The sequence below is a fragment of the Rhodoferax sp. AJA081-3 genome (assembly GCF_017798165.1).
GTDB lineage: Bacteria > Pseudomonadota > Gammaproteobacteria > Burkholderiales > Burkholderiaceae_C > Allorhodoferax.
On record NZ_CP059068.1, the window covers coordinates 3,277,491 to 3,291,637 of the forward strand.

At 63.2% G+C, this 14,147-nt stretch carries 12 protein-coding genes; 6 read left to right on the plus strand and 6 right to left on the minus strand.

What is annotated here, in order from left to right; genetic code table 11:
• Position 1: 1 nt before the first annotated feature.
• The 3 genes from HZ993_RS15440 to HZ993_RS15450 all read right to left on the minus strand — a co-directional run bounded on the left by HZ993_RS15440 (position 2) and on the right by HZ993_RS15450 (position 2,617).
• Positions 2–730: a c-type cytochrome gene (locus HZ993_RS15440; protein WP_209393638.1), complete on the minus strand. Its 729-nt coding sequence runs from the start codon at positions 728–730 to the stop codon at positions 2–4.
• 24 nt (positions 731–754) lie between these two features.
• Positions 755–1,555 carry a nucleotidyltransferase family protein gene (locus tag HZ993_RS15445; protein ID WP_209398517.1) on the minus strand — a complete coding sequence of 267 codons (801 nt, stop codon included), beginning with the start codon at positions 1,553–1,555 and terminating at the stop codon, positions 755–757.
• Between the two features lie 150 nt (positions 1,556–1,705).
• On the minus strand, positions 1,706–2,617 hold the full coding sequence (locus HZ993_RS15450) for a LysR family transcriptional regulator (RefSeq protein WP_209393640.1): 912 nt from the start codon (positions 2,615–2,617) through the stop codon (positions 1,706–1,708).
• Positions 2,618–2,683: 66 nt separating this feature from the next.
• Between HZ993_RS15450 and HZ993_RS15455 the strand changes: the two genes are divergently transcribed.
• Together HZ993_RS15455 and HZ993_RS15460 are read left to right on the plus strand one after the other, a co-directional pair.
• Positions 2,684–3,577: a DMT family transporter gene (locus HZ993_RS15455; protein WP_209393641.1), complete on the plus strand. Its 894-nt coding sequence runs from the start codon at positions 2,684–2,686 to the stop codon at positions 3,575–3,577.
• Positions 3,578–3,726: 149 nt separating this feature from the next.
• Complete coding sequence (locus HZ993_RS15460) at positions 3,727–4,206, plus strand: hypothetical protein (protein WP_209393642.1); 480 nt, start codon at positions 3,727–3,729, stop codon at positions 4,204–4,206.
• Between the two features lie 113 nt (positions 4,207–4,319).
• Here HZ993_RS15460 and HZ993_RS15465 read toward each other — a convergent pair whose 3' ends face one another.
• From HZ993_RS15465 to HZ993_RS15475, 3 genes are all read right to left on the minus strand, one after another.
• Positions 4,320–7,454 (minus strand): S8 family peptidase, encoded by a 3,135-nt coding sequence (locus HZ993_RS15465; RefSeq protein WP_245213650.1) that lies wholly within the window; start codon positions 7,452–7,454, stop codon positions 4,320–4,322.
• Positions 7,455–7,485: 31 nt separating this feature from the next.
• Positions 7,486–8,217 carry an NF038120 family PEP-CTERM protein gene (locus tag HZ993_RS15470; RefSeq protein ID WP_209393643.1) on the minus strand — a complete coding sequence of 244 codons (732 nt, stop codon included), beginning with the start codon at positions 8,215–8,217 and terminating at the stop codon, positions 7,486–7,488.
• Between the two features lie 223 nt (positions 8,218–8,440).
• Entirely contained in the window at positions 8,441–9,562 is a 1,122-nt protein-coding gene (locus HZ993_RS15475) for an NADH:flavin oxidoreductase/NADH oxidase (protein WP_209393644.1), read from the minus strand.
• A gap of 105 nt (positions 9,563–9,667) precedes the next feature.
• On the opposite strand from HZ993_RS15475, the gene HZ993_RS15480 reads away from it, so the two are divergent.
• From HZ993_RS15480 to HZ993_RS15495, 4 genes are all read left to right on the plus strand, one after another.
• Positions 9,668–10,711: an SPFH domain-containing protein gene (locus HZ993_RS15480; RefSeq protein ID WP_209393645.1), complete on the plus strand. Its 1,044-nt coding sequence runs from the start codon at positions 9,668–9,670 to the stop codon at positions 10,709–10,711.
• A gap of 102 nt (positions 10,712–10,813) precedes the next feature.
• Positions 10,814–12,313 (plus strand): DUF4178 domain-containing protein, encoded by a 1,500-nt coding sequence (locus tag HZ993_RS15485; RefSeq protein WP_209393646.1) that lies wholly within the window; start codon positions 10,814–10,816, stop codon positions 12,311–12,313.
• 27 nt (positions 12,314–12,340) lie between these two features.
• The gene (locus tag HZ993_RS15490) at positions 12,341–12,559 is read left to right on the plus strand and encodes a DUF350 domain-containing protein (RefSeq protein WP_209393647.1); all 219 of its coding nucleotides are present in this window, start codon (positions 12,341–12,343) and stop codon (positions 12,557–12,559) included.
• Between the two features lie 15 nt (positions 12,560–12,574).
• Positions 12,575–14,125 carry a polyamine aminopropyltransferase gene (locus HZ993_RS15495; RefSeq protein ID WP_371816934.1) on the plus strand — a complete coding sequence of 517 codons (1,551 nt, stop codon included), beginning with the start codon at positions 12,575–12,577 and terminating at the stop codon, positions 14,123–14,125.
• Positions 14,126–14,147: the final 22 nt, after the last annotated feature.

Consider the following 14,147-nt stretch of genomic DNA (forward strand, 5'->3'; position numbering starts at 1 on the left):
GTTATTGCAGACCACTGCCGCAGTCCACGGGCAGCGGCCTGGTGTTGGCCGCCACGGCGTGGGTCTGTGCAGGCAGTGCCTGGGATGACAACCAGGTGGCAATGGCGCTGATCTCATCCGCAGTCAGCCGCTTGGCGATGCTGCCCATGCAGTCGGGTGCGACGGCGTGGCGTTTGTTCGTTTGCCAGGCGCCGAGTTGGCCCACCAGGTAGTCCCGTGGCAGGCCCAGCAGGCCGGGGAATGCGGGCAACACACCGGTCATGGCGCTGCCGTGGCAGTGTGTGCAGGCGGGAATCTTGCGGCTGGCATCACCTTGCAGCACCAGGGTGCGGGCCTGCTGCAACACGGCGGCGGGTGCGTTGGCGGTTTGGGGTGGTGGGTAGGGCAGGTCCTGGCTGGCAAAGTAGTTTGCGATCTCACGCAGGTAGGCGTCGGACAAAGGGTCTACCAGGTGGGTCATGGCGGCATTGGTGCGCCGCCCATCGCGGAAATTGCGCAGCTGGTTGTACAGGTAGGCGGCGGGTTTGCCAGCAATGCGCGGGAAATAACCCGCGTTGGTAGACCGCCCCTCCTTGCCGTGGCAACCGGTGCAGGCCAGCACCCGCTGGGCGATGGTGTCGGGCACTGTACGGGGTGTGGTTGGGCTGGTGTCTGCGGCCTGAACAGGTGCCCATAACAGGCTGAGGGCCAGGAGCGCAGCGCGCCCCAAAGTGGGTATGTGTATTGGCATGGTGGTAGCCGGCCTGGGGGCACCTTAGTCCGGCGTGTTGAGTTGGGCCAGCCGCTCGGGAGTGCCGACATCGGTCCAGCGGCCGGTGTAAAGCTGGGCGGTGACTTTTTGCTGGGCCATTGCGGCGCGTAGTTGGTGCACCAGGGCCGCCTTCACGCCCTGCTGGTTGCCGGCTGGGATGTCGCACCAGGGGCGCGCAAACAGGGCCGCGCGGTACAGGCCTATGGTGCTGTAGGTGTAGCGGGGCTCCGTACTGTCGGCGGGCAGGTTCAGGGCCAGGCCCACGCCGTTGCTGCTGCTGGGTGGGATCGCCAGGCCAAAGTCGCCGCGGGGGTTGTGTGCGGGGTTGGGCACCAGCCACAGGTGGGCGAGTTTGCCACTGGCCACAAAGCGGTCCACATCGGCCTGCTGGAACACAAAGTCCGGTGCAAACACATCACCCGCCAGCACCCAGAACACACCGTTGGCCTGGGCCGGGCACAACAGCGGCAGGGCGCGGACGATGCCGCCCGTGGTCTCCAGCGCACCACCGAAATCGCGGCCTTCGTGGGAATACTGGATGTGCACGGTGTCGGCGGACTGCTCCTGATTTGATATCGATGGAGTGATATCCGACGGGGGCTGAGGGCTGAAAATGCTTGAGAACTTCTGGGAAATCTGCTCTCCCAGCCACGCCGTGTTGACCACCACCTTGTCAAACCCACCCCGTGCCAGCGCCTCCAGGTGCCACTGCATCAGCGGCTTGCCCTGCACACGCAGCAGGGGCTTGGGTGTGTGGTCGGTCAGCGGGCGCATGCGTTCGCCGCGGCCTGCGGCCAGCAGCATGGCGGAAACTGGTTGGTGCGACACCCTGGATGGACGGGTCAGGGTGGGTTCGATACGGTGCGTCATGGGCGTTGATTCTGCACGCTCAGCACCCGGCCTACGTGCCGCTGGCCAAACCCGGCGGTGCAGCATGGCCGATGGGGTGGCCGATCAGTGCACCAGCCGCTCCACCACGTAATCAATCCAGACCCGAATCTTGGCCGCCAGAAAGCGGTTCGGCGGGTACAGCAACCAGGCCGTGCCGGCGTAGTCGGTCTGGTGCTCCCAGTCTTGCAGCACTTGTAACAGCGCGCCGCTTTGCAGGTGGGTGCGGGCGGCAAACGCGGGCAGGCTGGCAATGCCAAAACCTTCCAGGGCACCCTCCAGCCGCACCTCGCTGTGGTTGGCCACATAACGGCCGCTGACACGCACGCTGGTCTCTGTGTTGTCCTTGCGAAAGCGCCAGTTACGGTCGCGCTCGTCTTCGCCCAGGTACAGGCAGCTGTGATGTGCCAAGTCGCGCGGGTGGGTGGGCGTACCGCGTTCTGCCAAATAGGCCGGGCTGGCGTAGATGCCGTGGTGCAACTGCATCAGCGGTCGCCCAGCCAGGCCCGGCGGCGGAGAGTCAGTGGCGCGTATCGCCAGGTCTATGCCGTCTTCAAACAGGTCCACCACACGGTCGGTGATGACCAGTTGCACATCTACCTCCGGGTAGGCGCGCAAGAAGCCGGGCATCAGCGGGTGGATCAGCTGGCGGCCCACGGCCTTGGCCATGCTGATGCGCACCAGGCCGCGTGGCTGGGCGGTGTGGGTGTCGCTCAGTGCCAGCACCTCGCGCGCTGCGGTCCACAGCGACTGGCAGCGGTCGTATGCGGCGGCGCCGGCCTCGGTCAGGCGCAGTTTGCGGGTGGTGCGCTCCAGCAGGCGCACGCGCAATACGCCTTCGAGGCGCGCCACCTGGCGGCTCACGGCGGAGGGTGTCAGCCCCAGCTGGCGGGCGGCGGCCGAGAAGCTGCCGGCGTCCACCACGCGGGCAAACACGGCCATGTCGGGCAGGCTGTCCAAGGGGTTATTGATGCTCATGGCGCACAAGTGCTGTTCTTCATTGATGGATTATCAGCAATGCAGATTAAATAAACAATTCGGGGGATGAACACGACCCTGACCCTCTCTCCGCCCCAACACCTGCTGCGCCTGTCCGATCTGATGCTGTTGGCCGTCGCCATCGTCTGGGGCACCAGCTATGGCGTCGCCAAGGGCGCACTGGCCTACTACCCGGTGCTGGGTTTTCTGGCGGTGCGGTTTATCCTGACCTTTGTGCTGCTGGTGCCCGTGTTGCTGCGGCTGCAGCGCCAGCAACTACGGGACGCGCTGCGCACTGGCTGGCCACTGGGCGGGCTGATGTTGTGGATTTTTTTGGCGGAGACCTTTGGCGTGGCACTGACCCAGGCCAGCAACGCAGCTTTTCTGATCAGCCTGTGTGTGGTGTTTACACCCTTTGTCGAGTGGTGGATGCTGCGCATCAGGCCCGAACGCAGCGTGTTTGTGTTTGCCGGCGTGTCCCTGCTGGGCGCGGCACTGCTGAGCGGCGGCCTGGTGGGTGACATGGGTTGGGGTGACGCGCTAATGCTGGCCGCCGCACTGCTGCGCGCCGTCACCGTCTGCCAGACTAGCAAGCTCACCCGCGGCAGCACGGCACCTGCGCTGGCGCTGACGGCGGTGCAGGCCGGGGTGATTGGTTTTGGCAGCCTGCTGCTGGCCTTGTGCACCCCCGGCGGTCTGCCGCCCTTGCCTGTGGCACCCGCGTTTTGGCAGGCCAGCGTGTACCTGGTGCTGGGCTGCACGGTGTTTGCCTTCTTCGCGCAGAACTGGGCTTTGAAGCACAGCGCGCCGAGCCGGGTAGCCTTGTTGACCAGCAGCGAGCCGGCCTTTGGTGCGCTGTTTGCGGTGTTGTGGTTGGGGGAGAGCCTGGGGGTGATGGGCTGGGTGGGCGGAGGGTTGATTGTGGTGGCGGCGTTGTGGACCAGTGGGCGTAAGGCCTAAGTTGCTATGAAAATGGTAGCTACATAAGCATATTTAACGGGGGCTGGAGGCATTTTTCTTTGAATGCATCGCCTGCGATAGCGAAGATCCCCAATCGGCGCATACTGCTATGGCCCACCCGATAACAACTGCAGCCAAGGAACCTCGCCATGCCCTACCCAACTCCGAGTGGATATACCTGCCTGTCGCGGCTGCGCATGGGCCTGGCTGTGTGCGGTTTGCTGTGGGTTGCGGGTTGCCAATCGGCAGTTCCCACACCCGTGACCACGCCTACCGCTGCAGCTAGTTCCACCCAGTCGAAAACAAACGGCGGCGAAGCCGAAGCCAGCCTGCAGCAGCAGATCAACACCACCATTGGCCAGGCACCCTGCACCACCGACGCCCAATGCCGCACGATCGGCGTGGGTGCCAATGCCTGTGGTGGCCCGGCCGCGTGGCGGGCCTGGTCTACCCAGAACAACCCCAAGAGCGAGGCCCTGCAAAGCCTGGTCGACCAACAGGCCGCGCTGCAACGCCAGCGCCAGGCCCAGTCGGGCATGGTGTCCACCTGCCGCTACCTGCCAGACCCCGGCGCCGTGTGCCAGGCCCAGCGCTGTGTGTTGAAGACAAACGCCGACGCCGCCAGCTAACAAAAATACTGGCCTCGTGCCCACGAAAAAGGGCTGTCAACTTGCGTTGGCAGCCCTTTCTTATGGAGTGCCCCACCTGCGTGGGGCACAACAGTCCGTTTTAGACGGTCCGTTTACTGGCGCAGCTTGTCGGTAGAAACCGTCTTCTCGGTAAACGCCAGGGGCGCAGTGCCGTCGGTGTTCACCCGCAGGATCGTGGTGGCTTGCACACTGCCACCCGCATCCTTGAACTGCACACCACCCACAAAACGGCCGCCGGCCGCCAGACCGGACCACGCCAGTCCGGCGGTGGCGGTGCTACCCGAGTACACGGTGCTGGGCAACAACACATTCAGGCTGCTGGACGCATCGGCCGCGGTAACCACCCAGCTGGACAGACGGTGGGTCATGTTTGCAGCACCGGCATAGGCGCCTACACACACCTTGTAGGTGCCGGCGGTGGGGCTCACCAGCTGCACCGCTTCGTTGGAGCCGTCGTTGCCCGAGTACACCGAGGCGCCGGTGGGCGACACGATGATCAGGTCGTTGTCGTCCCCTGCGCTGCCCACGTCGGCATTGCGTGTCTCAAAACGCGCCACGATGGTGTCGGCGGGCAGGACAAACGGGTAGACCTTGATGGAGGCCGTGTCGACACCGGCAACACAGGCAGCCTTCAGCGCGGCGGACGACGGTGCACCCGGCACCAGGCCAGCCAATGGACCCACGGTGACGGCTTTCATGCCACCCTTGTTCGCGGCGGGACGGCCGTTGAAGTTGGTCGTCAGCGTGATCAGGCGGCTGCCCGATGCGGTGGTCGCGGTGAGGGACGCTGGGGCCTGAATCGTCTTGCCGGTGCGTGCGGTCACGGGGCTGCGCACCACGTGTGCGCCATCGCTCCAGACCAGGGAACCAAACGACCATTGACCATCGGCCACGCCCGCCGCGGTGAGTGTCACTGTAAAGGTCTTGGTCTCACCGGCTGCCAGGGTCATGCTGCTGGGTGTCACCACCGTGGTGAACCCGGGCACAGACGCCGTGGCTGTATAGGTCGCCGCACTGGCACCCACATTGGTCACCTTGCGGGTCACCACCGTGCTGCCTACAACCGCACCGACCGTGATGCTGGGCAGGTTGAAGTTGTAGGTCTGGTCCAGCGTGCCGTAGGTCACGCAATCCGATGCGGGTGTGACCGCAGGCTTGTTGACATTGCACTGGTAACGGATGAATTCGACCTTGCCGTTGTCATACACCAGACCGGGGTCCAGTGCCTTGGTGGGCACCACGTGGCCGGCACCCTGAGCCCAGGGCAACAAACCGTTTTGCGGGTCAGCCAAACCATCGTTCAAGGTGGACATGCTGGTGGTCATCAGGGCCGACTTGATCGCCGCGGGCGACCAGGTGGGGCGCATTTGGCGAATCAACGCCGCCAGACCGGCCACGTGGGGGCTGGACATGGACGTGCCCTGGTACGACGACCATTCGGCTACGGGCACCAGAGTGCCGTTGGCCACCGCATCACGCTCGGCATTGGTCAGGCCGGCAGTAACGGCGGCAATGATGTCCACGCCCGGTGCCGTGAGGTCGGGCTTGAGCATATTGGCATCACCGGCGTTGGGTCCACGTGACGAGAAGCCCGCCATGATGGGCGCAGGCTTGCCCGCGTTGAAGTAGGTGCCGATGGCAGCCGTACCGCCGCCCGCCTGGGCATAGGTCTTGATGGCTGCACCGTCTGCGGCATTCACATGCACCGATGGAACGGAATGCACATCGGCCACCAGACCCGCACCGTTGTCTGCCAGCACCATGCCGACACCACCCGCAGCCTTGACGGCGGCGCTCTTGTCGGTACGGGCAGTCACACCGCGTGTGCACACCACCACCTTGCCGGCCACCTTGACGGGGTCCAGCACGGCAGGTGTCAGGTAACACAGGCGCAGCTGGGTGGCATCAGCGCCGGGCAGACCCGCGTCTTCCGCGCGGATGACAGGCTTGGCTGCCAATGCCGCCGCATTGAACGACGCGCCGGTGTACGACGCACCGTTGCCCAGGGTCACATTGGCGGACAGGGCGCGGTCATGGGTGGAGGCTGCCACGGTGGTCAACCAGGGGCTGACGTGGGCCACGGCCACTGCGGGGCCGCTATTGCCTGCCGATGCGGCCACAAAAACGCCCGCATTGGCGGCACGCAAAAAGGCCTGCTCCACCGGGTCGTTGACGCTGGTCTGGCTACCGCTGATGGAGTAGTTGATGACGTGTACACCATCGGCCACTGCCTTGTCGATGGCAGCGACGCTGTCTGACGTGAAGCAGGAGTTCTGGCTGCCCGTGCCGTCTTCGGCATTGGGGTTGACATAGGTGTAGCAGACCTTGTAGGCCGCAAGACGTGCCCGCGGTGCAATGCCCGAGGCCGTACCCACGCTGTTGCCGCCCAGGGTCACGGGGGCGCCGCTGTTGCCACCCGCTGTGGAAGCGGTGTGTGAACCATGGCCGCCGTGCCCGGTGGGGCCGGCGACGGAGTCACGTGGTGAGTAGAACTCGGTCCAGTGTTTGGGCAGGCCCGAGGACAGGAAACCGGCATTGAAGTACTGCGCACCGATCAGTTTGTTGTTGCAATGGGTAGCGGGCGTGAAGCCTTCACCGCCCATACAACTGCCGTTCCATCCGGCGGGGGCTGGGCCATAGGCCAGGGTGCCGGTGCCAAACACGGGTGTGCTGCCATTCACGCGGTCGGCGAAGGACGGGTTTTCGGGCCAGATGCCGCTGTCAACCACACCAATGATGATGTCTTCACCCTTGAGCGCCAGGCCCGCAACGGTTTGTGACCACACGCCCCCTGCGGTGCTCAGACCCAGGAATGCGGGGGTGGAAATGGTGTTGAGCTTGCGGGCTTCATCCGCAAACACTTCCACCACCAGGGGGCTGGTACGCAGGGCCTGCACTTCTGCAGCGGTCAGGCGGGCGGCAAAACCGTTGTACACGGTGGAGTAACGTGCCACGATGGGGGCGCCGGCAATCAGCGATGCCACGGTGGTCTGCTGGGCATCCAGGTACGCCTTGTAGGCCAGGGCGGCGGACGAGCGGGTGTTCAGGCGTGTGCCGGGTGCGGGCAGGGTGGCGCTGTAGCCGGGCACGGTGCCGGTGTAGCTGGCCACAGGCTCTGCAGCCAGTTGCACGATGTAGGTCGATCGGCTTTGCGCAAAAGCCGAGGTGGATAGCCCCAGCAGCATCAGTGCCGCCAGGGAGGTAAATCGCAGTCGTGTTGGTGTCATGGGTGTTCCTTGTGTCGTGTGGCAGCGGTGCTTAAACCGACTGCTGGCGACGGCGGCGAACCGCGGCACCCATGGCGATCAGACCCAGCGCAAACATGGCGGTGGTCTCCAGTTCTGGAACCGCGGTCACGCTGATGTTGTCCAGCGCAAACTGTCCGCGGTCGGTCGAGAAGGCATTGCAAGTACCACCGGCGTTGCAGGCAAATCCGAAGGCGTAAACCTGCGCAAAATTGGTCGAGGCAAACGTGCCGCTGGTCTGGTAGCTGCCAAAGCCCAGCTCACCGCCGGTGTTGGGGCCCGCCAGCTGGAAGGTTTGGGACATGGTGGCGCCTGTGCTGGTGAAACCCTGCAGACGCAGCAAACCGGCCACGGGTGGCAGGGCAGAACCCATGCCACCGATGAAGCTGGCGTCAAAACTGTTCACGGCAAAAGACTGTCCGTCTAAACGGCTAAAGGCGACTGCGCCGTCGTTCAGTGCACCGTAAAACGTGCTGGTGTTGTTGGTGGGGCAGACCACACCAGAACACATCGACAGATCATTTCCGTCGATCATGGCGCCGACGAGGTCACCAAACCCCGCATTCGATGCGTTGGAGAACGCGAGGAATGCGTAGCTTCCCTGAAGGAATACATCCTCGTGCGTGAGCATCGGTGCAAAAGGAGCGGTGACCGGTTGTTCAAAATCGATCATCTCGGCCTGGGCGGCGCCGGTGCTCAAAACAATGGCCGCTACAGCGGCCACACGACGGAAAACATGCTTCATGGGAAACCTTTACTTTGGTAAAAGAAATTGCCGCATGAATTGCCATGTCCAACGGTTGTTGGGCAGACGACCTCGTGCGGGGTGCGGGATCGTAACCAGCCGCACGCGGTTCAGGGGCCCAAACAAGGGTAAGTACCAGTCAAACCAAGGGTAAATACCGAGGAACTTTTGGCGATAAAGTGTTTCGATTTGTTTGTTGGTGCACGGGCGGCACCAAAACCGGTCAACGCACCCCGATGGACACCTTGCCAAACACCGCCTGCACCTCGCGCGGCAGGCAGCGCCAGTAGTTCTCTTTTGCAGCCACTTCGCCACCCAAGGCGGCGGCCGCATGCCAGCCCCAGCGTGGCTCGTACAGGAAGGCGCGGGCCAGTGCCACCAGGTCTGCCTCACCGGCCTGCAACACGGCTTCGGCCTGGTGCGCATCGGTGATCAGACCCACGGCAATGGTGGGCAGGGCACTGGCCTGGCGGATGTCACGTGCAAAGGGCACCTGGTACCCGGCACCCAGCGCAATCTTCTGCGCGGGGGACACGCCGCCGGACGACACGTGGATGAAGTCGCAGCCCAAGGCCTTGATGCGTTTGGCGAACTCGGCACTCTGCACCACGTCCCATGCGCCTTCCACCCAGTCGCTGGCGGAGATACGAATGCCCAACACACCGCTGTACACCTTGCGCATGGCGGCAAAAATCTCCAGCGGAAAACGGATGCGGTTGTCAAAACTGCCGCCGTATTCGTCGGTACGCTGGTTGGCAATGGGGGACAAAAATTCGTGGATCAAATAGCCGTGGGCGCCGTGCAGCTCAATCGCTTCTATGCCCATGTGGTCGGCACGCTGCGCGGCCAACACAAAGGCGTCACGCACATGGTCCATGTGGGCGCGCGTCATTTCCGTGGGGGGCGGCTCGGTCGCCAGTTGTGGCAGGGCCGAGGGGCCAAAGGTCTCCCAGCCACCCTGTGTGGGCGGCAGCATTTGTGCGCCAGCCCAGGGCAGCGCGCTGGACGCCTTGCGCCCCGCATGCGCCAATTGGATACACACCGGCACCGGCGGTGCCAGTTTGCGTGCACGTTGCAGGGTGTCGGCCAGCGCAGCGGCCGTGCGGTCATCCCACAGGCCCAGGCAGGCCGGGGTGATGCGGCCTTCGGGCACCACGGCAGTGGCTTCGATGGTGAACAGGCCGGCACCGCTGTTGAGCAGGTTGCCCCAGTGCATCAGGTGCCAGTCGGTGGTCTCACCGTTGTTGGCAGCGTATTGGCACATGGGCGCCACCACAATGCGGTTGGCCAGGGTGAGGCCACCGCGGGGCGCTGGCAGGGTGTAGGGGGTGAAAAGCAGGCTCATGGCAACAGCATATCTCCGTACTAAATATGGGGCGACACATGGGGCTACTAGCTGTGTATCATTGCGACCGGTTCTGTGTTAACCCTATACAAGGAGGTCCGCACCATGGCTCTTATGGATTTCATCAAGAAACAGTTCATAGACGTAATCCAGTGGACCGAAGAGGGTGATGGCACCCTGGCCTGGCGCTTCCCCATGTCGGGTATGGAAATCCAGAACGGCGGCCAACTGGTGGTGCGCGAGTCGCAGATGGCGGTGTTTGTCAACGAAGGCAAGATCGCCGATGTGTTTGGCCCCGGCACCTACAAGCTGACCACACAAACATTGCCGGTCCTCACCTACCTGAAGAACTGGGACAAGCTGTTCGAGTCCCCCTTCAAGAGTGATGTGTACTACTTCAGTACCCGCCAGCAGATCGACCAAAAGTGGGGCACGCCCCAGCCCATCACCATCCGCGACAAGGACTTTGGTGCCGTGCGCCTGCGCGCCTTCGGCAACTATGCCTTCCGCGTCACCGACCCCAAGCTCTTCCACACCGAAATCTCCGGCACCCGTGAGGAATACACGGTGGCCGAGCTGGACGGCCAGCTGCGCGGGCTGGTGTTGCAAAACATCAGCACCGCCATCGCCGCCAGTGGCATTCCCTTCCTGGACCTGGCCTCTAACCAGATCGAGTTTGCCAAGGCGCTGCGCACCCAGCTCGACCCCGAGATGGCCAAGCTGGGCCTGAAGCTCGAAAACATGACGGTGCAAAGCGTTTCGCTGCCCGAAGAGCTGCAAAAGATCCTGGACCAGAAAATCGGCATGGGCATGGTCGGCAACGACATGGGCAAATTCATGCAGTACCAGACCGCGCAAGCCATCCCCAAGTTTGCCGAAGGCGGCGGTGGTGGTGGCGGTGTGGCGGGTGATGCCATGGGCCTGGGTGCCGGTGTGGCGCTGGGCCAGGTGCTGGCGCAAAACCTGCAAGCCGGCTTGCAGGGCAACCCCCAAGCGGCCCAGGCAGCCGCAGCACCCGTGGCTGCTGCGCTCAACCCCAATGACATCATCGCCACGCTGGAGAAGCTGGGCGACCTCAAGGCCAAGGGCATTTTGACGGCCGAAGAGTTCGACGCCAAAAAGGCTGAGTTGCTCAAAAAACTGGCGTAGCTGTTGGGGAGCCGGGCGGGGAGACAGAGCGTTCTGCTTCGTGTCCCCCGCCCTTCGGGCTCCTCCTTTACCTACGCATAACCCTCTACCTCCCCTCCCTCCTTGGCCAGCGCTACCCAACGCTCTTACTCCGCGCCCTGCCCGGGGTGCGGTGCGCCGGTCGAGTTTCGCTCGGCGCAGTCCACACATGCTGTGTGCGGCTACTGCCAGAGCACAGTGGTGCGCCAGGGCGATGTGTTGTCGCGCATCGGCAAGATGGGTGAGCTGTTTGACGACCACAGCCCGCTGCAACTCTTTGCCACCGGCAAATACCAGAATCGCAATTTCACACTCATAGGCCGCCTGCAGTACAAGACCGCAGAGGGCACCTGGGCCGAATGGAACGCATTCTTTGACGACGGCACGTCTGGCTGGCTGGCCGAAGACAACGGCGCCTACGTCTTCACCCAGCCCAGCACCCAGCAGCAAAACATGCCGCCGGCCGACCGCTACGTGGTGGGCAAACAGGTGGGCGTCAACGGCAAGCCGTTCAGTGTGGCCAGCAACGTATCGGCTGCACTCATCAGCGCCCAGGGCGAGCTACCCAAGCTGCCGCCGCTGGGCCAGGCTTTTCAGGTGGTCGAGCTGCGCAGTGCCACGGGCGAGGTCATCAGCATCGATTACACGGGCACACCACCCACGGTGTCGCAGGGCACGGCGGTGCTGCTGGACGACCTGGCCCTTAAGGGCCTGAAAGACGAATCGGCGAAAGAAGAAAAAGGCCGCCAGTTCAACTGCCCGCACTGCGGTGCACCGGTCACCGTGGCGCTGGCCACCAGCAAGAGCATTACCTGCGGCAGTTGCAACAGCCTGATTGACCTGAGCCAGGGTATTGGCGGCGAACTTAAATCCGCCATCCAGGACGAGCCGGTGCAACCGCTGATCCCCTTGGGTAGCCTGGGCCAGTTGCAGGGCGTGCATTGGCAGGTGGTGGGATTCCAGCACCGCATGGGTGTGGCGCCAGGAGACGACGAACATTTTGGCTGGAGCGAATACCTGCTCTACAACCAGAAGCGGGGCTTCAGTTTTCTGGTGGATTCCGAAGTGGGCTGGAGCCTGGTGCGCCCCACCACCGGGGCGCCCACCATGGCCAGCTCTACAGCCAGCAGCGCCAGCTACATGGGCACCAACTACGCGCTCAAATACAGCTACACCGCCGAGACCAACTACGTGTGTGGCGAGTTTTACTGGGTGGTGCACCGCGGCCAGAAAACCCAGAACAAAGACTTTGCCAGTGGCAAACGCCTGCTCTCCATGGAGCAGACCCCCACGGAGCTGGTGTGGTCCAGCGGTGACCAGCTGGCCAGTGAGGTGGTGGCCAAGGCCTTCAAGCTGGAGGGCAAGGAAGACCTGCTCAAACGCGATGTGGCACCCTTCAGCGCTGCAAAAAGCATTGGCATCGGCACCATCATTGTGATCCTGGTCATCACGCTGATACTGTTGTCGCTGTTGAGCAAATGTTCCAGTTGCGACCCCAAGGTAGAGAACTGTTCCTCATCATCCAGCTCGCGCAGTTCGGGCGGCTCATGGGGTGGTTCTTCGGGCGGTGGAGGTCACAAGTAATGCAACCCTTTTCTACAGGAGAGTCTCATGGGCTTTGAATTGATTAAACCGGGCATCGTGGTCACCTCCCTGGTGTTTGCACTGATGGGTGTGGCGATATTCTGGCTGTGCTTTCTGATCATCGACAAGATCACGCCCTACGATTTGTGGGGCGAGATTGTTGAGAAGCAAAACGTGGCACTGGCCCTGGTCGTGGCGGCCATGAGCCTGGGCATCTGCGTCATCATTGCTGCGGCCATTCATTAATTGTCATTGTCTGATGTGAGTAGCAGCGTGCCCGCCCAGGGCGCACCCCGGCCGCTGGAAGTCACGCTCTTAGTCAGCGTTTTTGTGGTCGCTGCCTGCGGCCTGGTCTACGAGCTGGCCGCCGGTGCGCTGGCATCCTACGTGCTGGGCGACTCGGTCCTGCAGTTCTCCACCGTTATCGGCAGTTACCTGTTCGCCATGGGCATTGGCTCGTGGTTGTCGCGTTTCTTCGACCGGCAGTTGCCCGCCCACTTTCTGCGCATCGAACTGATGGTGGCCCTGGCCGGTGGCTTCATGCCCGCCCTGCTGTTTTTGTCCAACGCCTACATGCCGGGCGCCTTCCGCTTCTTGCTGTATGCCATGGTGGGCTTGGTTGGCATTCTGGTGGGGCTGGAGATACCGCTGGTCATGCGTATCCTCAAGCGCGAGGTGGTGCTCAAAGACTTGGTCTCGCAGGTGCTGACCTTTGACTACCTGGGTGCGCTGGCCGTGTCGGTGGCGTTCCCCCTGCTACTGGTACCGCAGCTGGGGCTGATACGCACGGGGCTGCTGTTTGGCTTCTTGAATGCGGCCGTGGCCTTCTGGGCGCTGTGGGTGTTTCGCCATGAGCTGCGCCGCTTCAACGCCCATGCTGCGGCGTGTGTGTTGTCGGTGGTGGCGCTGGGGCTGGGCTTTGCCATGGCAGACCAGATCACCACACTGGCCGAAGACAAGTTCTACCACGAGCGCATTGTGCTGGCGGCTAGCTCGCCCTACCAGCGCATAGTTGTCACCAACGGCCGCACCGGGCACAAGCTGTTCTTGAACGGCAACCTGCAGTTCTCCGAGCGCGACGAATACCGCTACCACGAGGCCCTGGTCCACCCAGCCATGTCGGCCTTTGGCGCGCCGCGCCGGGTGGCCGTGCTGGGCGGCGGCGACGGTATGGCCGTGCGCGAAGTGCTGAAGTACCCCAGCGTGGAAAGCGTGACCCTGGTCGAGCTGGACCCGAACATGACCGGCCTGTTTGCGAATGACCCGGCCATGGCCAAGCTGAATGCCGGTGCGCTGAACTCGCCCAAGCTGCACATCGTCAACACTGATGCGTTCAAGTGGCTGCAGAGTGACGAAAAGGCGGAGGCAGAGATGTTCGACGTCATCATTGTGGACTTCCCCGACCCCACGAATTTTTCCATCGGCAAGCTCTACACCAACACCTTTTATTCGCTGCTGGCGCAGCGCCTGTCCGCCAGCGGTTATGCGGTGATACAGACCACCTCACCCCTGGTGGCGCGCCAAAGTTATTGGACCGTGGCCACCACTATCGAATCCGCAGGCCTGCACGCCACGCCCTACCATGCCAATGTGCCCAGCTTTGGCGAATGGGGCTTCATCATCGCCAGCCACAGGCCGTGGCGCCAGCCCGCCGCGCTGCCCGATGGGCTGCGTTATCTAGCGCCGACCACGCTGCCGCTGCTGTTTGATTTTCCGAAAGACATGGCGCGTGTGCCGGCGGAGGTGAACCGCCTGTCGAACCAGGTGTTGGTGATGACGTATGAGAAGGAATGGGGGCGGGTTGCGCCGTAAGCCTTCAAACGAAATAGGCCTC

Coding starts and splice junctions, on each gene's coding strand:
- HZ993_RS15440 (WP_209393638.1), bottom strand. CDS start 730: ATGCCAATACACATACCCACTTTGGGGCGCGCTGCGCTCCTGGCCCTC.
- HZ993_RS15445 (WP_209398517.1), bottom strand. CDS start 1,555: ATGCTGCTGGCCGCAGGCCGCGGCGAACGCATGCGCCCGCTGACCGAC.
- HZ993_RS15450 (WP_209393640.1), bottom strand. CDS start 2,617: ATGAGCATCAATAACCCCTTGGACAGCCTGCCCGACATGGCCGTGTTT.
- HZ993_RS15455 (WP_209393641.1), top strand. CDS start 2,684: ATGAACACGACCCTGACCCTCTCTCCGCCCCAACACCTGCTGCGCCTG.
- HZ993_RS15460 (WP_209393642.1), top strand. CDS start 3,727: ATGCCCTACCCAACTCCGAGTGGATATACCTGCCTGTCGCGGCTGCGC.
- HZ993_RS15465 (WP_245213650.1), bottom strand. CDS start 7,454: ATGACACCAACACGACTGCGATTTACCTCCCTGGCGGCACTGATGCTG.
- HZ993_RS15470 (WP_209393643.1), bottom strand. CDS start 8,217: ATGAAGCATGTTTTCCGTCGTGTGGCCGCTGTAGCGGCCATTGTTTTG.
- HZ993_RS15475 (WP_209393644.1), bottom strand. CDS start 9,562: ATGAGCCTGCTTTTCACCCCCTACACCCTGCCAGCGCCCCGCGGTGGC.
- HZ993_RS15480 (WP_209393645.1), top strand. CDS start 9,668: ATGGCTCTTATGGATTTCATCAAGAAACAGTTCATAGACGTAATCCAG.
- HZ993_RS15490 (WP_209393647.1), top strand. CDS start 12,341: ATGGGCTTTGAATTGATTAAACCGGGCATCGTGGTCACCTCCCTGGTG.